Genomic DNA, 17,125 nt, shown 5'->3' on the forward strand with positions numbered 1-17,125 from the left:
ATACAGAGGGTTTTAAAGCGCAATCCAAATCTTAACAGCGCTGAAAGTTCTTTGCTGACTTTCTTTCAAGAAAGTCTAAAAAAGCTAAAAAAGCTTGAAGAAAACATTAAAAGAAAATATTAAAAGAAAACATCGTGTTCTTTAAAAAGCAGCCCTTTTAAACAAGGGGGCTGCTTTTTGCATACCACAGGGCCTTGCCCCTGATGACCTGACCGCCGGGCTTCATAGCTCCGTCGCCTGGTGAATCGCGCAGATACCATAAGTCCCAGCGGGTTTCGGCATCGCCGCTGTACGGTCCGTCAGCAGCGGTGCTGATGATGTTTGCATTTGCATAGTAGAGATGCTCCTTTTAGATTTGATTGGCAAGGGGGTAAAACCCTCACGCTATATATAGGGCAGCGAGAGGGATAAAAGTTTACATCGGTTTGAAATTTTTTTTGCAAGGTGGTTTTTAACAGCAGCTCATAACATTTTAGTGATATTTGTGAACAATATGTGAAATTGCATTTTGGCATGTAAACTTTTCCGGTGTTCGCTGCCCTATATATAGTGACAGTATTCAGTACTGAATTTGTTAGCAGAGTTTTTAAGACTTATAGGGTTTTACTGCTTATGACTTTGAACTTGAATCTAACAAAGAAATACTTACAGCAAAGTAAAGCAATACTTATTTAGTAAGTACTGAATACTGCCATAAATACTTGCACGACGAGCAGCAGAACATGCAGAGAAGTCCGTTCCAGGCCAGCCGGTGGATCATGAAGCTAATAAAAAACGTCTGCAGAATCTTATAAAAATATTGTCTAGAAGAATATAAAATAAAAATATGGCAGATTAATGTTGTATTTGATGATATAAATTCGTTTGTGGGCAAAAGAAGTTGTTGCAAAAACTAATTGTTTGTAGTATTATTTTATAAAATAGAATAATATATAATAATCAAATCAGAAAAAATAAGTAAAACAAAAGTAGTTGGTCCGGTAGTTGAAACGATTATATGGGTAAGAGTGGTGTAGAGGGTAAAATGAAAAAACAGCGTTATGATCTAAATGATTTAGGTAGTAATGTGAAGATGATGCGGAAGGCAAGAAAAATTTCGCAGGTGAAATTATCGGAAGCCCTGCAGATGTCGCAGCCGCATCTAAGTAATCTGGAGTGCGGCAGGACGTTGATCAGTCTGGAGATACTTGTCAAACTGGCTGACGTGTTTGATTGTTCGGTAGAAGATATTCTATTGTGCAGTCAGGAAAAAGTTAAAGCAGTAAATTAAAAGGGTCAGAACAAAATAAAAGCAACAGCTTAAACAGCTGTTGCTTTTTTATATGTGTATTCATTGTTTTTACAGCATCTGCCCAAAGGTATAAAGCAGTTTGAGGGCGTAAACAAAAATAACGGCGCCGCAGATGCGGTTGATCCATTGCAGATGGCTGGGGCGCAGATTTTGGCAGCAGGTTTTGAAGATGCCTGTAAGCCCGAAGAACCACAGGCAGGAGGCTGCTGCTACGCCGCTGATAAAGAGTGAGGCAGTATCGGCAGGCAGTGATGAGCGAAAGGCGCCCAGCATCAGCGTACCGTCGATAACGGCCTGCGGGTTGAACCAGGTAACGGTAAAGGCCAGCGTGGCCGTTTGCCACAGCGTCGGCTGGCTGTAAGCAGAGGTGTCTGTCTGCACCTGCGCATGCAGCAGCTGCCAGGCCAGATAGATCAAGATCAGTCCGCCGCCGCCGAGCAGTGCTTTTTGCAGTAGCAGACTGTGTTCGATCACAAGGCCGATGCCCCAAAAGCAGGCCAGCGCCAGGCTGATGTCAAAGAAGGCGACGATGCCTGCAGTGACGAGGGCAATGCCCAAAGGCGCGGTGAGCGCCGTATTGATGACAAAAAGATTTTGGGCGCCGATGGGGGCAAGATAGGCCAGCCCCATGGTAAGACCCTGTAAAAAAATTTCCAAAGCAGATTCCCCTCGCTACTGAAGGCTGTGCCGATTGATCAGAGTACGGCCTGCAGCAGTGCAAAGACGGCGGCGCCGCTGACTATCGCCAGCCCCAGTGATTTTGTTTTATAGACCAGCGGGAAGATGATGACGGTAGACCACAGGTACAGGTTGTTCAGTCCCAGATCCGGGCTGCCTGCTGGCAGAAAGACGTCGGGCAGGACCAGCGCTCCGAAAATTGCTGTCGGCATGTAGGTGAGCCAGGTTTTGAACCAGCGCGGCACAGGTTTGCCGGCCAGCAGCAAAAAAGGGATGATACGGGAAATATAGGTGACGCCCATCATAATGAAAATGGCGCCCCAAACGTATTCAGCGGACATTATCAGCACCTCCCGCATGGCGTTCGGTGATATAGCAGGCGGTGCCGGAGGCGGCCAGGGTTGCCAGCACGATATGCAGCTGATAGGGGACGATCTGCGAAAGCAGGATCGCCAGAAGCCCTGATACCAGCCCGGTGATGATCATTTTCCGGTCGGTGAGATAGTTGACCCAGATGCCGAGGAACATGGCGATCAGCAGATAGGAGACCAGCTCGGTAGGCGGGTTGAGATAAGCGGCGACATAGCAGCCGAGGGCATTGCTGAGCGACCAGACGGCGCAGGAGGTGACGTTGAGCCCCAGGGCTTCTTCACACGTCCAGCGGGGCTCGGTTTCTGTTTCAAAGGCGTTCAGGTTGACGGCAAAGGTCTCGTCGGTGATGCCGTGGGCATAGCCGATAAGGAAGTTTTTGCTGCGGCCGTTAAAAAAATTCATCAGCGTGGAGCTGAATAAAAGATGGCGCAGGTTGACGATAAAAATAGTGAGTCCGATAGAAACGAGGGCCGCACCCTGGGCCATCATGGCGATGCCGATGAACTGACCGGAGCCGGCGAAAACGAGCACGCTCATCCCTAAGGCTTCAAGCGGTGTGAGACCGGCCTGCTGTGCCAGAATACCGCAGGCGATGCCAAGGGCCAGATAGCCGATGGCGATGGGAATAAGCTTTTGCAGGACACGTCGGTTGACTGTTATAGATGACACGGATGGACACTCCCCTTATTTAAAACGACTTCCTCTATTATAACTTATTTTGGATGGATAAGAAACCTGGAAAAGTGTTATATTTATTACGCCGCAGGAAAATATTTTTTACAGCGCTGGTGTTTGCTGCGGCGACGCTTGCGTTTTAGGAGAGAACTGAGTAAAATAATATAGATAAGGACTAATTTGATTTTAGCATGTGTTTGTATATACATACGACGCTGGAGGAGGTTTTTTAGATGACACAGATCAGACCGTTCTGCGGGCTGCGTCCGGTGCCGGAATATGCGGCAGAGATCGCCGCTTTGCCTTATGACGTGATGGATACCGAAGAGGCGCGGCAGATACTTAATAAGAACCCGCTGAGCTTTTTGCGGGTGACAAAATCGGAAGCGACGATGTCGGATTGTATCGATCCGCACAGCCAGGCAGTTTATAAGATGGCGAAAACAAATCTCGACAGGTATCTGTCCGACGGGCAGATGAAAAAAGATACGACGCCCTGCTACTATATTTACCGTCAGCAGATGGGGCAGCATATCCAGATCGGCCTTGTGGCCGCTGCTTCGGTGGAGGAATACCGCGAGAACATTATCAAGAAGCACGAGCTGACCAGGCATGATAAAGAGCAGGACCGGGTCAATCATATTCTGGCGACAGAAGCGCAGACCGGCGCTGTTTTTTTAACTTATAAGGGCAAGCCCGAGATCAATAGCTATGTTTTGAGCCTGATGGGAGCCAAAAAGCCGGTATATGATTTTACGTCGGAGGACGGCGTGCAGCACACCCTGTATGTGGTGGAGAACCTGATGGAGATCGCCGAGCTGACCCGTCTGTTTGAGGACGTGCCGGTAATGTATATTGCCGACGGCCATCACCGCAGCGCTGCGGCCATGCGTGTGGCTGACGAGCTGGGTAAAACGCCGAAGCATGGCTCTAATGAAGAATATAATACTTTTTTAGCGGTCATTTTTCCCGATAATATGATGCAGATCATGGATTACAACCGTTTGGTCAAAGACCTGAACGGTTTGTCGGTGGAAGAATTTTTAAGCAGAGTCGGAGAAAAGTTTGAGATCAGCGAGCTGGAAAACGGCCCGAAGCCGGAAGCGCGGCATCAGTTCAGTATGTATCTGACCGGAAAATGGCGCCGCCTGACTGCGAAGGAAGGTACCTTTGCCGCTGACGACGTGATCGGGTCGCTGGACGTTTCGATTTTGCAGGATAATCTGCTGGCGCCGATCCTGGGCATCAAAGACCCGCGTACGGATGAACGCATCAATTTTATGGGCGGTATCCGCGGGCTGGACGCTTTGGCGGCCAAAGTAGACGCAGGGGCCTACAGTGTGGCTTTTGCCATGTATCCGACGTCGATGGAGGAGCTGATCAAGGTAGCTGATGCCGGTAAGATCATGCCGCCGAAATCGACCTGGTTTGAACCTAAGCTGCGCGATGCGATGGTCGTGCATTTGATCGGAGAAGATGAATAATGAAACGTATCTATAATTTTAATGCCGGTCCGGCCATGCTGCCGCTGGAAGTGCTGCAGGAGGTACAGTCCGAGCTGCTGGACCTGCAGGGCAGCGGTATGTCGATTTTGGAAATGAGTCACCGCGCGCCGATTTATGAAAAAATCAATGCTGAGGCGGAAGCCGACATCAAGGAGCTTTTGGGTCTGGGCGACGATTATTGCGTGCTCTTTATGGGAGGCGGCGCCAGCCTGCAGTTTTCGATGGTGCCGATGAATTTTTTGGGGGCTGGACAAACGGCGGCTTATGCCGTGACCAGTAATTTTTCGGATAAAGCTGTAAAAGAGGCGGAAAAGGTAGGTAAGGTCGTTATCCCTTTCAGCAGTAAGGCTGAAAAGTATGACCGGGTGCCGCAGCCGGGTGAGATCAGGCTGCCGGAAAACTGCGCTTATCTGCATATCACGGCTAATAATACGATCGAAGGCACAGAATACAGCGTTTATCCTGAAACCGGTGCTGTACCGCTGATCGCGGATATGTCTTCGGATATTTTGAGTAAACCGATCCCGGCTGAGAAGTTTTCGCTGATTTATGCCGGGGTACAGAAAAATATCGGGCCTGCCGGCGCGGTAGCAGTCATTGCCCGTAAAAAATTTATTGAGGGGCGTTCTAAAGCTCTGCACAGTATGCTGAATTACGAAACTCATCTTGATAACGGTTCGCTGTATAATACGCCGCCGGCTTTTGCGGTCTATATCGTCGGCAAGGTTGCCAAGTGGCTGAAGGCGCAGGGCGGACTGGTGATGATGGAGCAGCGCAATGCGGCTAAGGCCAAGATAGTTTATGATGTGATCGATATGTATCCTGATTTTTTCCGCGGCTTTGCCAAAACTGACAGCCGTTCGCTGATGAACGTGACTTTTGGACTGCCGACCGAAGCGCTGGAGAAGCGTTTTGCGGCCGAGGCTGAGGAGCTGGGGATGGGTGGACTGAAGGGACACCGCAGTGTTGGCGGACTGCGGGCCTCGATTTACAATGCGATGCCGCTGGCAGGCTGCGAGAAGCTGGCTGAGTTTATGGAAGCTTTTTATAAAATGCATAAATAATATTGACCGGGAAATAGCTAACGCTGCTTGCGCAAAAACAGGCAGCGTTGCTTTTTACCTGAACTGGTTTGAGGGAGGGGCAGCAAATGCAATATGATTTACTGATCAAAAACGGGTATGTGGTCGATTATGCGTCGGCACGGGAAGGATATTTTGATGTCGCTGTGCAGAACGGTATGATTGCGGCGGTGGAAAGCAGTATCGGCGGCAGCGCCGTGCAGGAGCTGGATGCGTCCGGCAAGCTGGTACTGCCTGGCTTGGTCGATTCGCATGTACATGCTTCGGCCTGGCTGGGAGGCAGCTACGCCCACACGATGCTGGTAAAGGCTGGTGTGACCAGTGCTTTGGATATGTCGGGGCCGGGGACCAGTGTACTGGAGCTGGCACGTGAATATGGGACCGGTCTCAATCTGGCTACGATCGAATATGTGCGGCCGGGACATACGGTCAGCAGTGACGATCCTTCGTCAGCAGAGCTGCAGCAGCTGATAACGAAAGTGCAGAGGCAGGGGTCGTTAGGCATCAAGCTGCTGGGCGGGCATTATCCGCTGACGGTGGCAGCAACGGCCAGAGCGATCAGGGCTGCGGCAGAGCTGGGAGCTTATACGGCTTTTCACGCCGGGACAGCCGCTCATGGTTCCAATATCGAAGGCATGCTGGAGGCGGTGGAGCTGGCCGACGGCAACCCTCTGCATTTAGCGCATATCAATGCTTACTGCCGTGGTACGGTACTGCCGGAGGCGGAAGAAACGGAGCTGGCCCTTAAAGCTTTGGCGGCCAATCCTAATATTTCCTGCGAGTCTTATTTATCACCGCTCAACGGTACAAGCGCTGAAATCATTGACGGTCTGCCGGGCAGTATGGTTACCCGCCGCTGCCTGAAAACCGGCGGCTTTACGGAGGATGAGGCGGGCATGGAGGAGGCGCTTTTGTCTGGCTGGGCACAGGTCAATTATCCGCAGGGACAGGAAATGACTTTGCTGACAGGTGAGGCGGCCAGGGATTATTGGCGCGGGCAGCAAACGCTGGTTTCCGTCAGTTTTGCGGTCAATCCTGTTGGGCCGCGGGTGCGGCTGGCAACGGCGAAAAAGGCTGACGGCAGTTTTGCTGTAGACGCTGTCAGTACTGACGGCGGCGGTATTCCACGCAATGTACTGCTGCCTGCTGGTCTGGCTTTGGTCGATCTGGGCGGGCTGTCGCTGCAGGAGCTGGTGGCGAAGATCAGCTATCAGCCGGCGCGGCTGCTTGGTCTTGCAAATAAGGGCAGCCTGACAGCAGGGCGGGATGCCGATATTACGATCGTCGACAGGCTGCAGCGCAGCGCGTTTGCCACGATCATCGGCGGGCAGGTCTGTTATATGGACGGTAAGGTTTTAGGGCGCGGCGGCAGGATCATTACTACTGCCGCAGGGGCGGACTATGTACTCAGCCAGGGGCTGGAGCCGCTGGTCGTTGACCTGGCTGACAGCAGTTTGATGCAGAAGACGCAAAAAAGATGACAATAAAAATAAACCACCTGATCGCTCTTGCAGTCAGGTGGTTTATTTATTAGACTGGGGTTACTTTGTATGGCCGCCATAAATTATACAGGGGCAGCAGATAAAGATAAAAGGCAAACAGGATCGAAGCGTTGCCGGCGCCTACGGTGGCGAGCGGTACAGCGCAGGCGATCGACCAGGGGATGAGCGCCGCTACTACGATAGTGCTGTTTTCCAGGTCCAGGGCCAGCTGCTGCATATTGTCAGCGCTGTCCTTGTGCAGCTGATAGGTGAGGATGCTGCTGAGGGTCTGGTTGCAGGTTGCCATACTTGTGATGGTGGCTGTAAGCAAAATGCTGCCGTACGGCGTTATTTTTTCTCCAAGCTGTGCAAGGCGGGCCTGCGTAGTATTCAAAAAGCCTGTTGCTTCAAAAATCCCGGCGTAAGCGGAGGAAAGGATAATTATGACGCTGACGGTGAACATGGAAATGATACCGCCGCCGCTGAGGATCTGGGCCAGCTGCTGATCAGCAGGGTAAAAGCCGTAGAACATGATCGAGCCAAGTTGGGCGGGAGTGATATCCTGAAGGAAAAGGCAGAGCAGACTGCCGGTAATGATGCTGGCTGCCATCGTCAGCCTGACATTGACCTTGTACAATGAAAGAACGATGATCAGCAGCGCTGGAATAGTGGTAGTCCAGTGCAGATCGAAGTTTTGCGGAAAGAGTGAGTACAGGTCGGCTGTGCCGGTGTTGCCGGTACCGGAAAATCCCAGCAGGGCGTAAAGCAGGCAGGTGACTGAAAAAGGCAGCAGCGTTGATTTGAACATATTTTTGATATTACAGTAAATATCAGTCTGCGTCAGTTCGCTGATCAGAAGGGCGCTGGTCGACATCGGTGAACAGCGGTCGCCGAAATAGATGCCTGATAAGATAGCGCCGCCGGTAAAGGTGGGATCGATACCATTGGCTTTGGCGATAGACATACAGATGATGCCGATCGTGGCCGCAGTACCGAAAGAGGTTCTTGTTAAAAGTGAAATGAAACAACAGAGCAGAAAAACTATCAAAATGAATACCGATGGTATGAGCAGGCCCGACATATGGTAAATAATGAACGGTATCGTGCCGCAGGCCCGCCAGACGGCGGTGATCATACCGATAAGGATAAAGATGAAGAGGATATTTTTGATCGTGCGGATTCCTCGTCCGGACATTGTCAGTACCTGTACCGGCGTATGTCCCTGCCGGAGGGCGTAACCGAAAAACATCAGATAGCCGAAAAGCAGGGCCCAGAGAATGGAGTAGCCTGCCAGAATGCAGCTGAGCAGTATAAAGGAAAAGATAACGATGATAATAGCTTCCATAAAATTTCTCCTGCGGCAGAACGCCGTAATTTTTTAGAGGTCAGTCAGTAATAATACTATTATCATACTGCTTGCTGCGATGCTTGTCTAATAATAAATAAGGCGCCGGGCAAATATTTGCCCGGCGCCTTATTTATTATTATTATATTTCTTCCAGAATCTGACCGTCGGTGCTGATGGTGACGACCTGCCAGGGGATGATTTTACCGCTTTGCTGCAGCGCTGTTCTGACCGCCTGTTCCATACCGCCGCAGCAGGGTACTTCCATGCGGACGACGGTAACGCTTTTGATATCGTTTGCAAGCAGGATCTCAGTCAGCTTGCGGCTGTAATCTTCGTTGTCCAGCTTGGGACAGCCGATAAGCGTGATATGGTTTTTTATGAATTTACGGTGGAAATCGCCGTATGCGAAGGCGGTACAGTCGGCGGCAACCAGCAGCCTGCTGTTTTGCAGGTAGGGTGCGTGCGGGTTGACCAGCTTGATCTGGACAGGCCATTGCTGCAGCTCGCTGTTTTGGGGCGTGGCTGCCTGCTGCGCTGGTGCAGGTTCCTGCTGATGCAGTAAACGGGCCTGTGTGCCGGGGCAGCCGCAGGGAAGTTCAGCTTCCTGGCTGGCTTTATTGGCCAAAACGGCAGCTTCGTCATAGGCTGCGGCTTCACGTACTTCAAAGGTTATGGCATTGGTAGGGCAAACGGGCAGGCAGTCGCCCAGGCCGTCGCAGTAATCGTCTCGCAGCAGGGCTGCCTTGCCGTCCACCATGCCTATGGCCTGTTCGTGGCAGGCCTGGGCGCAGAGACCGCAGCCGTTACATTTTTCCTGATCTATAGTGATTATTTTGCGTAACATGATGAACCTCCTGTTGTCTTTCTGTTTTTATTATAGTACGATAGTAGGAAGAAAGCTGTTGTTTTTACAACGGAGGTAAAGAAGAATGGATAAATATTTGCAGATCATAGCGTCGGCATCTTTGTTCCGCGGTATTGCGAAAACAGAGATCGCGGCAGTGCTGCAGAATCTGGATGCGCAGCTGAGGGTCTATCCCCGGAACAGCTTTATCTGGCAGCTGGGCGAGCAGGTAACGACAGCTGGTTTTGTCGTTGCTGGCAGCGTGCATATCCTGCGCGAGGATTACTGGGGGCGGCAGAATATTCTGGCGCAGCTGGGCTGCGGGCATCTGTTCGGCGAGGTCTATGCCTGTCTGCGGCAGGTGCCGCTGACGGTGAGTGTGGCCGCGCCTAATGGAGCTACGGTGATCTTTCTGGACATTAAACGTCTTCTGGCGGGTTCGGCTCGCAGCGAAGCTGAAAACAGGCTGCTGCATAATCTGCTTCTGCTGATGGCGGAGCGCAATCTGTTTCTGACTCAGAAAATGGAATATCTGACGAAGCGGACGACGCGGGAAAAGCTGCTGGCGTACCTTTCAGAACAGGCGCGCCTGCAGCAGAGCAATAAGCTGACGATACCCTTTAACAGGCAGCAGCTGGCCGATTTTCTGGCGGTAGACCGCAGCGCGATGTCAGGTGAGCTCAGTAAGATGCAGGCGGACGGACTGATCAGGTATAAAAAGAATAATTTTGAGCTTTTACAAAAATAAAACCAGCCGCTTCAAGCGGCTGGTTTTGCTTATACTGTTATTACATATAAAGGAATTGCAGACAGGTAGCAAATAAAGCTGCCGTTAAAACCTTGATGACTGCGCCGATAATGGCTGCCGTCATGGCCTCGCGTTCGGTAAGGTCGGTACAGCCGCTCCAGATAGCGGGGATCTGCCCGAAGATGACCTGCAGCGGGAAGCCGGAGGAAGCCAGGATATACGAGCCGACGACCAGCGGCGGGGCGATTGTGGCGGCAATTTCCTTCAGCTGGGCCATTGCCAGCGACCCGCCGACTAAAATAGAAACAGAACCGGTTTCGGCATGGATGTTGAAGGCATTGAGCATGGTATTGATACCGGCCTGAATACCGGTCCACAGACCGAAATGGTCTAAAGCGCCGATTGCCGCAAAAACTACGGCGCAGGAGGGAATGATGAGCAAAAACAACAGCTCAGCGCCTTCCTTGGCCGCATTGAAGATGGTCGGCAGAAAACCGGTTTCAGGTGTGAAGCGGGGCAAGTCTTCAAGCGAGACAGCTTTGGTGTCGCGCCAGATAGTGAGACGCAGAAGCAGCGGCGTCAAAAGCACCGGCAGGAACACCGCCAGAAAAACGACGACCCAGACGGAAACCTTGGCGGCGTTCAAAGCAATCAAGCCGAAAACGAAGATCGCAAAGGAGGACTGCGACTGCATCATGGTAGCGATAGCGATTTTCTGCTCGTCTTTGGTGGCTTTGGATTTTTTGAGGATCGGGCCGCCAATACGGCCGGCAGCGTTGATATCGCCGAGGATATTATATACGGACGGTACGGCTACAGCGGCGTTGACACCGATGACCTTCATCAGGGGCACGAAAATACGCATCAGGGCGTCGGTAAAGCCAAGGCGTTCCAGCAGGCGCCCCATGGTAACGCTGATGATGATCGCGATACCGATGGAACCTGTGATATAGACCTTGATGATAATAGGGGCGGCATGGTTGAACATATTGTTGAACAGGTTCCCGATACCGCCGGGGTTAACTACCAGCATCAAAAAGGAAAAGGCGACTAAAAACAGGCCTACGTATTCGATCAGTTCGATCTTTCTTTTTCCACCATTCATCATAAACCCCTCCGTTATTCTGTTTTTGGCTTAGGCAGATAATTGCGCGCCATGGTTTCGCCGTAGTTTTCGATGTGGGTGCAGCCGCAGTGGTCCAGCGGCAGGCTTACCATACGTTCGCGGAAGATGTGGATATCCAGCTCGGGGATCTGCAGACGCAGAGCCCAGGCCAGGGGGATTCCGTTTTCTAAGATCTCCAGCGCGTGAGAGTTGCCTGCGATCAGGTTCAGGCCCAGTTCTTCGGCTTTTTTGACCAGCGGGTCGCCGGGCAGCGGTCTGCTGATCGTGCAGACTACGGTGTTGGCTTCGGGGTATTCGGCGTAGGCTTTTTCCAGGTCCTCGGCCGAGAAACCGGTATGCGGGAAAACAGTGATGGTTTTGCCCAGCTTGTTGTCGGGGCTGCCGACAAAGATTTTGGCGCGGGCTGCGATCGAGGTTTCGTGGATCTCGGTACAGCCGCGGATCTGACGTTCAGAGGTGAGCACGCGTGATTCGATATCAGTGCCCATGATCGTATCGATACGGTTGAGCAGGTCGCCCAGTGTTTCTACTTCCGGCAGGGCGTTGCCATACCAGACGATCTTACCGGGGACACCGCCAAAGCGGATGTTGACGTGTTTGGCGCAGCTGCCGTGGATCCAGGCGATACCGGGATGCAGGCCGTGAAAGGCTTCGTGCAGCTCAAAAACAGCCAGATGATACAGATTAAAGTAATCTCTGGCGGTAACGCCGCCGGTATTGGAGCCTTCCGCGATTGGGTGATGGGCGATAAGGCAGTCGATGCCTGTTGCGCCGGCCAGTTCAATGGCGCTTTCAGTCAGGGTCATCATAACCGCTACTTTTTTGACGGGCATATCTGGATCGCCCCAGACGAGACCGGGCAGTTCGGTCACAGCTTTGCCGGGGATACCGGAAGTCTTGGTAACTACGAAGGGGTTAGCGCCGCCGTAACCGAAGGAGTCGGTGATGACGCGGCCGCCGGTAATAACGTCGAGGGCTTTGAGGATATCGCGTACAGTTGCCATCAGATTATCACATCTTTCTTATAAGTTTGAGAAAATATTGGTGCAGCCTGCCGCTTCGACATGGGCCTTGATAGCGTCATCGTCGGTGCTGTAAAGATTTTTGGCCTGCATCCGTTCAAAATAAACTGAGCCGGAGAAGGTGTATTTTTTATTGCGTGTCTCGGCGTCCAGCATTTGCTTGACAACGTAGCCGATAAATTCGCCGATAGCTGTGGTTTCAGGCAGGATGACTGGCGCCAGACCGTTGGCGGCTCTGGCGGCGTTATGCCCGGCCAGCGAGCCGCTGACGATAGCTTCCGTATGGCCTACCATTGCTCCGGCACGTTCGCCGCCACAGAAAAGGTTGGTTTTGCCGTCAGCCTTTAAGGAAGCATCGACATGGGCGAAATTAAAGTAACGCATAGAGTTGCCTTTGCCGCCGGACAGTGGGTCTTCGAAGCGGGACCGTTCAAAGCCGGGGATCATACGCAGCTCTTCCAGCGGATAATAAGGCGTCATCAGCTTGGCTGAGCCGGTGTCCAGCAGAACGATGTTGTCGGCATAAGCGTCGAGCGCATACTGCTGGCAGGCTTTCATAGCCAGCTTTTCTTTATGTTTTTTGATTGCTTCGGGAATCGGAACGACGCAGCAGCCTGTCTTTTCCAGCTCGGTAACGATCTCGGGGGCCAGTGATTCTTTGAACAGCTTACAGGAGCCGCTCATGGCGCCGAGACCGGTAGGCTTTTCTGCTGTCCATTCTTCCACGCCGGACTGTGTGGTGACGCTGACGCGGGGGCCGAAGCTGTGGCAGCGCAGGATACACATGGCGCAGCCGTTGCCGTGTTTATTGCAGTTGAGCGGCATAGCCGAAGAACCGCTGACATCTACGAAAGCGTCGGCAGTAAGGCGCAGGCCGCTTTTGGTAATAACGGCGGTGATCGTGTCGCCTTCGTATTCCGTTTTAACGGCCGGATCGGCCATCAGCAGCTTGATGCCGCGGCTCAGGAGCAGTTTTTTGACCGCGGGCTCGATTTTATAGATATTGTAAAGAGTAGCGTGTTTATGACCGGGAAAATCCATGTTTTTGTGAGTTGCAACGGCTTCCATAACTGTAAACAGGTCGCCTGCGCCCATGGCGATACATTCTTCAGCGGCAGTATAGCGGCCGTTGTTGCGGAAAATCCCGCCGACCAGCCCTGTGCCTAAAAGCATATCGGTACGTTCGAGCAGAGTTACGTCGGCACCGGCTTTTTCAGCAGTAAGAGCTGCGGCACAGCCGGCCCAGCCTCCGCCGATAACGACGATTTTTTTCTTGGTCATCCTGATTCCTCCAAACGGGGTAGATTTTTATTTAATTATACCCCTTTAGTATAACAAATTAATAATTAAAGAGTAAAGCACATAAAGTATGTATACATATAAAAAATTGCATGCTGTACTGGCGCGGCCGGTTGTGGTAAAATAAACGAATAAAAACAGTTCTTGCTGGTGGAGGGATCAAGGTGACCAAGTATAAGAAAAATGGTAAAAAACTGGGTGTGCTGGGAGGAATGGGGCCTGCTGCGGCGGCAGAGTTCCTGCGGCAGCTGGCGGCAAAGTGTCCGGCGGCAACAGATCAGGAGCACCCTGTGGTATATATGATCGGGGATTGTGAGATACCTGACCGCAGCACAGCGATCTTCGGCAAAGGCGAAAGTCCGGCGCCGGTTTTGGAAGCGCGGCTGCGCCAGCTGTGTGATATGGGGGCAGAGGTACTGGCGGTGCCCTGCAATACGGCCCATTATTTTATTGATGATTTTAAAGCTGCTCTGCCGCAGCCGTTAGTGCATATCATTGAAGAAACTGTCCTGGCGGCCCAGCGGCTCAATCCTGAAGGCGCTTGGATGCTGTCGACACATGGTACGCGCGCCAGCGGTCTGTATCAGAAATATGCCGATAAACACGGTTATACCTTATATCTGCCCAATGAGGAGCAGGCTGAAAAAGCGCAGCAGGCTATCTTTTATGTCAAAGCCGGCGAGCTTGACCGGGCAGGCGCTGTGACTAAAGCTCTCGTAGAAGAACTGTGGCGCGAGCGTGACCTTCCTGTGATGACGGCCTGTACCGAGCTGCCGTTAGGATACGCGGCTTCCGACCTGCCGCTGGACAGAGAGGTTTCCAGTATCGGGGCTCTGGTCGATGCCTGCATCAGGATGCTGTATGATGAAGTAAAATAAGCATAAAGAAAAGGACTATCTCTATGAGATAGTCCTTTATTTTTGTTTTACCAGCGCCTGCTGGAACCGCCGCCGCCGCCGGAGCCTCCTCCGAAACCGCCGCCACCGCCTCCGCGTCCGCCGCCGCGCAAAAGTGCGAGCAGGATGAACTGAGTGATGATGCCGCCGAAGAACATATGGTCAACGATGACGAGTACGATCAGGCCGACTGCGATCAGTGCCTTCATCCAGCCAGGCATCGGTGTATCGCCTGTGCCCTGCTGGGCGCCGCCGTTATAACGCACGCCTTCCAGCTTGACATCATAACTTTTGGCTACGGTAGTTGCGACAGTCAGATAGCCCTGCGCGATGCCTTTTTCGTACTGGCCCTGTTTAAAGTAGGGCAGCATCTGCTGGTCCTGGATCCGTCCCGTCAGGCCGTCGGGCAGAACGCCTTCCAAACCGTAACCGACTTCGATCCGCGATTGTCTGTCATCGACAGCTACTAAGATCAGCGCGCCGTTATTCTTTTCTTTATTACCAAGTCCCCATTGCCGCAGCAGTGTCAGTCCATATTCGTCAATGGGCTGGCCGTCAAGTGTTTTCACCGTAACTACGGCGACCTGTGCGGTGGTTTTATTATCCAGATCCTGTCCGATGGCATTAAGGGCCTGACGGGTCTGCGGTGATAAAACACCGGCATAGTCCTGCACGTAGATGCCGGAGGACACGCTTGGCTTAGGTGGTACCTGGATCGCCGCTTCTGCCCCGACGGCAAAGACCGCCTGGATCAGAAGCATCAAAAGGACGAGCCAACGTTTCATAATCAGTGAGCTCCGTTATCGGTTAAAATTGTACTTGCGGAACAGTTTTTGCGCTTTCGTCTGCTTTAAAGTAATCACGGGCGTCAAAACCGAACATACCGGCATAAAGAACAGTCGGGAAGGATTTGATCTTGGCGTTGAAGCCCTGAACTGCGCCGTTGTAATCCATACGGGCTACGGCAATGCGGTTTTCCGTACCGGCCAGCTCGTCCTGCAGCTGCAGGAAGTTGGTGTTGGCTTTCAGGTCAGGATAGTTTTCTGCGATCATCAGCAGGCGGGAAAGAGCGCTGCTCAATTCGCCGTTGGCCTGGCTGGTTTCGGCAACCGTCTTGGCGCCGCCTAATTTAGCGCGGGCATCGGATACAGCTTTAAAAACGTCGCTTTCGTGGGCAGCATAGCCTTTAACGGTATTGACCAGATTGGGAATCAGGTCGTTACGGCGCTGGAGCTGGTTTTCGACCTGCGACCATTTGCCGTTGACGTTTTCATTCATGGAAACAAGGCTGTTGTAGCCGCTCATAATAATGCCGGCGAAAATAACAACGACAGCGATAATAATCATTAAAGTTTTGTTCATTTTTTATTCTACCTCCAAAGATTTTTTTACTTAATGCTTATCTTCCATTGTAACTAAAGCGGGGGCTGCTGTCAAATGGAGCAGCGCCTGAAAATGTAAAATATCTGTGTTATTATGTATTTGTTTTATAATATTGCTGTGAGCTTAATTGAAGCAGAGCGTTTGCCAGCAGATTCCTTGTGGTATAATGTTGTTAGAAGATTATAAAGAAGGCGGTGTCGACGTGGGTGCACTTGACGGTATCAGGGTTCTGGATTTGTCGCGGCTTTTGCCGGGACCGTATTGCAGTATGCTTTTGGCGGACTTCGGAGCGGAAGTAATAAAAATCGAAGAACCGGGGCGCGGCGATTATTCGCGCAGCTTCCCGCCATTTCAAAACGGGTTCGGGTACTGGCATTTGCAGCTGAACCGCAATAAAAAAAGCGTTGTATTGGATTTAAAAAGCGACGCCGGCAGAGCGGCCTTTTTAAAATTGGCGCAGACGGCGGACGTAGTCTTGGAAAGCTATCGACCCGGCGTTTTAAAGCGTTTAGGTATTGATTATGAGACCGTGAGCAGGCTGAATCCGAAAATAGTTTATTGCGCGATCACAGGCTATGGCAAGCGGGGACCATTGGTCGACCAGGCTGACCACGATATCGGCTATGTGAGCCTGGCGGGCATCACGTCGATGAGCGGCGAACCAGGAGGCAGGCCGGCGATACCTGGTATTCTGATGGCGGATATGAATGCGGCGCTGATGGCGGGCATGAGTATCCTGATGGCTGTGCGCCATGCTGAGCAGACCGGGATCGGACAGGAAATAGACATCTCGCTGTATAATACGGCGCTGACCCTGATGCCGGGCGCTGCCAGTTTATATTTCGGCAGCGGTTTCGTTGCCGAACGTGGCAATAACTGGCTGACCGGTGCATATGCCAACTATAATATTTACGAAACGCGGGACGGCCGTTATGTTTCGGTAGGGTGCCTGGAGAAAAAATTCTGGAGCAACCTTTGCCTGGCCTTAGACCGCGCCGACCTTATCGATGCTCTGGACGATGAATCGCAGCATGAGCGCGTTAAGTACGAGCTGACCGAGATTTTCAGGACTAAAACCATGCAGGAGTGGACGGCTTGTTTGGAGGGGAAGGACACCTGCGTAACGCCGGTACTGAATTTTGACGAAGCTTTGGCTGCGGAGCAGACCCGTGCTAATGCAATGGTGCTGACGGTCGAAGATGAAGAGATCGGCACTTATAAGCAGCTGGGCTTTGCCATGAAAATGTCGGCAACGCCGGGAACGCTGCAAAAACGTGCTCCCAGACTGGGTGAGGATACGGAAGCAGTTCTGCGCGGCTGCGGTTTGAGCGAGGCTGAGCTGGACCTGCTGACAAAAGAATAAAGGCAGAAAAAG

Annotated in this window: 17 protein-coding genes and 1 pseudogene; 7 read left to right on the plus strand and 11 right to left on the minus strand. The window is 52.0% G+C overall.

The features are described 5' to 3' along the window. Positions 1-1,024: 1,024 nt before the first annotated feature. Positions 1,025-1,270 carry a helix-turn-helix domain-containing protein gene (locus C8D73_RS07355; RefSeq protein ID WP_021717151.1) on the plus strand — a complete coding sequence of 82 codons (246 nt, stop codon included), beginning with the start codon at positions 1,025-1,027 and terminating at the stop codon, positions 1,268-1,270. 69 nt (positions 1,271-1,339) lie between these two features. On the opposite strand, the gene C8D73_RS07360 is transcribed toward C8D73_RS07355, so the two are convergent. The 3 genes from C8D73_RS07360 to C8D73_RS07370 are packed head-to-tail and all read right to left on the minus strand — an operon-like array spanning position 1,340 to position 3,010. Next, complete coding sequence (locus tag C8D73_RS07360; RefSeq protein WP_113077775.1) at positions 1,340-1,948, minus strand: LysE/ArgO family amino acid transporter; 609 nt, start codon at positions 1,946-1,948, stop codon at positions 1,340-1,342. Between the two features lie 38 nt (positions 1,949-1,986). After that, on the minus strand, positions 1,987-2,310 hold the full coding sequence (locus C8D73_RS07365; RefSeq protein WP_170123185.1) for an AzlD domain-containing protein: 324 nt from the start codon (positions 2,308-2,310) through the stop codon (positions 1,987-1,989). Continuing rightward, positions 2,300-3,010, minus strand: a complete 711-nt coding sequence (locus tag C8D73_RS07370) for an AzlC family ABC transporter permease (protein WP_113077777.1) — start codon at positions 3,008-3,010, stop codon at positions 2,300-2,302. Before C8D73_RS07370 ends, C8D73_RS07365 begins: the two co-directional genes overlap by 11 nt. Positions 3,011-3,249: 239 nt before the next feature. On the opposite strand from C8D73_RS07370, the gene C8D73_RS07375 reads away from it, so the two are divergent. The 3 genes from C8D73_RS07375 (at position 3,250) to C8D73_RS07385 (ending at position 7,084) form a co-directional block, all read left to right on the plus strand. Further along, the gene (locus C8D73_RS07375; protein WP_113077778.1) at positions 3,250-4,500 is read left to right on the plus strand and encodes a DUF1015 domain-containing protein; all 1,251 of its coding nucleotides are present in this window, start codon (positions 3,250-3,252) and stop codon (positions 4,498-4,500) included. Then, the gene (gene serC / locus C8D73_RS07380) at positions 4,497-5,585 is read left to right on the plus strand and encodes a 3-phosphoserine/phosphohydroxythreonine transaminase (protein WP_021717146.1); all 1,089 of its coding nucleotides are present in this window, start codon (positions 4,497-4,499) and stop codon (positions 5,583-5,585) included. Before C8D73_RS07375 ends, serC begins: the two co-directional genes overlap by 4 nt. Positions 5,586-5,671: 86 nt before the next feature. Next, positions 5,672-7,084: a dihydroorotase gene (locus C8D73_RS07385; RefSeq protein WP_113077779.1), complete on the plus strand. Its 1,413-nt coding sequence runs from the start codon at positions 5,672-5,674 to the stop codon at positions 7,082-7,084. Positions 7,085-7,133: 49 nt separating this feature from the next. Here C8D73_RS07385 and C8D73_RS07390 read toward each other — a convergent pair whose 3' ends face one another. After that, a complete protein-coding gene (locus C8D73_RS07390; protein WP_113077780.1) occupies positions 7,134-8,429 on the minus strand; it encodes a Na+/H+ antiporter NhaC family protein in 1,296 nt (431 codons plus the stop codon). A 142-nt stretch (positions 8,430-8,571) separates the two neighbouring features. Then, positions 8,572-9,276 (minus strand): ATP-binding protein, encoded by a 705-nt coding sequence (locus tag C8D73_RS07395; protein ID WP_113077781.1) that lies wholly within the window; start codon positions 9,274-9,276, stop codon positions 8,572-8,574. An 85-nt stretch (positions 9,277-9,361) separates the two neighbouring features. On the opposite strand from C8D73_RS07395, the gene C8D73_RS07400 reads away from it, so the two are divergent. Next, entirely contained in the window at positions 9,362-10,024 is a 663-nt protein-coding gene (locus C8D73_RS07400; protein WP_113077782.1) for a Crp/Fnr family transcriptional regulator, read from the plus strand. A gap of 40 nt (positions 10,025-10,064) precedes the next feature. Here C8D73_RS07400 and C8D73_RS07405 read toward each other — a convergent pair whose 3' ends face one another. From C8D73_RS07405 to C8D73_RS11485, 4 genes and pseudogenes are all read right to left on the minus strand, one after another. Beyond that, entirely contained in the window at positions 10,065-11,132 is a 1,068-nt protein-coding gene (locus C8D73_RS07405) for a hypothetical protein (protein ID WP_046431547.1), read from the minus strand. Between the two features lie 11 nt (positions 11,133-11,143). Beyond that, on the minus strand, positions 11,144-12,154 hold the full coding sequence (locus C8D73_RS07410; RefSeq protein ID WP_016412027.1) for a Nif3-like dinuclear metal center hexameric protein: 1,011 nt from the start codon (positions 12,152-12,154) through the stop codon (positions 11,144-11,146). Positions 12,155-12,172: 18 nt separating this feature from the next. Beyond that, on the minus strand, positions 12,173-12,856 hold the full coding sequence (locus C8D73_RS11480) for an FAD-dependent oxidoreductase (protein WP_346265873.1): 684 nt from the start codon (positions 12,854-12,856) through the stop codon (positions 12,173-12,175). Then, positions 12,833-13,462, minus strand: a pseudogene (locus C8D73_RS11485) (FAD-dependent oxidoreductase); the annotation flags it as partial. The pseudogene C8D73_RS11485 and the gene C8D73_RS11480, both read right to left, overlap by 24 nt. 173 nt (positions 13,463-13,635) lie before the next feature. Here C8D73_RS11485 and C8D73_RS07420 point away from each other — a divergent pair. Further along, entirely contained in the window at positions 13,636-14,349 is a 714-nt protein-coding gene (locus C8D73_RS07420) for an aspartate/glutamate racemase family protein (RefSeq protein WP_113077784.1), read from the plus strand. 47 nt (positions 14,350-14,396) lie between these two features. Here C8D73_RS07420 and C8D73_RS07425 read toward each other — a convergent pair whose 3' ends face one another. Both C8D73_RS07425 and C8D73_RS07430 read right to left on the minus strand, forming a co-directional pair. After that, a complete protein-coding gene (locus C8D73_RS07425; RefSeq protein WP_113077785.1) occupies positions 14,397-15,152 on the minus strand; it encodes a TPM domain-containing protein in 756 nt (251 codons plus the stop codon). Between the two features lie 22 nt (positions 15,153-15,174). Continuing rightward, positions 15,175-15,729 carry a LemA family protein gene (locus C8D73_RS07430; RefSeq protein ID WP_016412023.1) on the minus strand — a complete coding sequence of 185 codons (555 nt, stop codon included), beginning with the start codon at positions 15,727-15,729 and terminating at the stop codon, positions 15,175-15,177. A gap of 187 nt (positions 15,730-15,916) precedes the next feature. Between C8D73_RS07430 and C8D73_RS07435 the strand changes: the two genes are divergently transcribed. Next, positions 15,917-17,113: a CaiB/BaiF CoA transferase family protein gene (locus C8D73_RS07435; RefSeq protein WP_113077786.1), complete on the plus strand. Its 1,197-nt coding sequence runs from the start codon at positions 15,917-15,919 to the stop codon at positions 17,111-17,113. Positions 17,114-17,125: the final 12 nt, after the last annotated feature.

Source organism: Phascolarctobacterium faecium DSM 14760 (genome assembly GCF_003269275.1).
Taxonomy (GTDB): Bacteria; Bacillota; Negativicutes; order Acidaminococcales; family Acidaminococcaceae; genus Phascolarctobacterium; species Phascolarctobacterium faecium.

Excerpts from the sequence above, each read along its gene's own strand:
- C8D73_RS11480 (WP_346265873.1), bottom strand. The coding sequence starts at position 12,856 with ATGAGCGGCTCCTGTAAGCTGTTCAAAGAATCACTGGCCCCCGAGATC.
- C8D73_RS07425 (WP_113077785.1), bottom strand. The coding sequence starts at position 15,152 with ATGAAACGTTGGCTCGTCCTTTTGATGCTTCTGATCCAGGCGGTCTTT.
- C8D73_RS07405 (WP_046431547.1), bottom strand. The coding sequence starts at position 11,132 with ATGATGAATGGTGGAAAAAGAAAGATCGAACTGATCGAATACGTAGGC.
- C8D73_RS07435 (WP_113077786.1), top strand. The coding sequence starts at position 15,917 with ATGTTGTTAGAAGATTATAAAGAAGGCGGTGTCGACGTGGGTGCACTT.
- C8D73_RS07395 (WP_113077781.1), bottom strand. The coding sequence starts at position 9,276 with ATGTTACGCAAAATAATCACTATAGATCAGGAAAAATGTAACGGCTGC.
- C8D73_RS07430 (WP_016412023.1), bottom strand. The coding sequence starts at position 15,729 with ATGAACAAAACTTTAATGATTATTATCGCTGTCGTTGTTATTTTCGCC.
- C8D73_RS07365 (WP_170123185.1), bottom strand. The coding sequence starts at position 2,310 with ATGTCCGCTGAATACGTTTGGGGCGCCATTTTCATTATGATGGGCGTC.
- C8D73_RS07355 (WP_021717151.1), top strand. The coding sequence starts at position 1,025 with ATGAAAAAACAGCGTTATGATCTAAATGATTTAGGTAGTAATGTGAAG.
- C8D73_RS07410 (WP_016412027.1), bottom strand. The coding sequence starts at position 12,154 with ATGGCAACTGTACGCGATATCCTCAAAGCCCTCGACGTTATTACCGGC.
- C8D73_RS07385 (WP_113077779.1), top strand. The coding sequence starts at position 5,672 with ATGCAATATGATTTACTGATCAAAAACGGGTATGTGGTCGATTATGCG.
- C8D73_RS07400 (WP_113077782.1), top strand. The coding sequence starts at position 9,362 with ATGGATAAATATTTGCAGATCATAGCGTCGGCATCTTTGTTCCGCGGT.
- C8D73_RS07375 (WP_113077778.1), top strand. The coding sequence starts at position 3,250 with ATGACACAGATCAGACCGTTCTGCGGGCTGCGTCCGGTGCCGGAATAT.
- C8D73_RS07390 (WP_113077780.1), bottom strand. The coding sequence starts at position 8,429 with ATGGAAGCTATTATCATCGTTATCTTTTCCTTTATACTGCTCAGCTGC.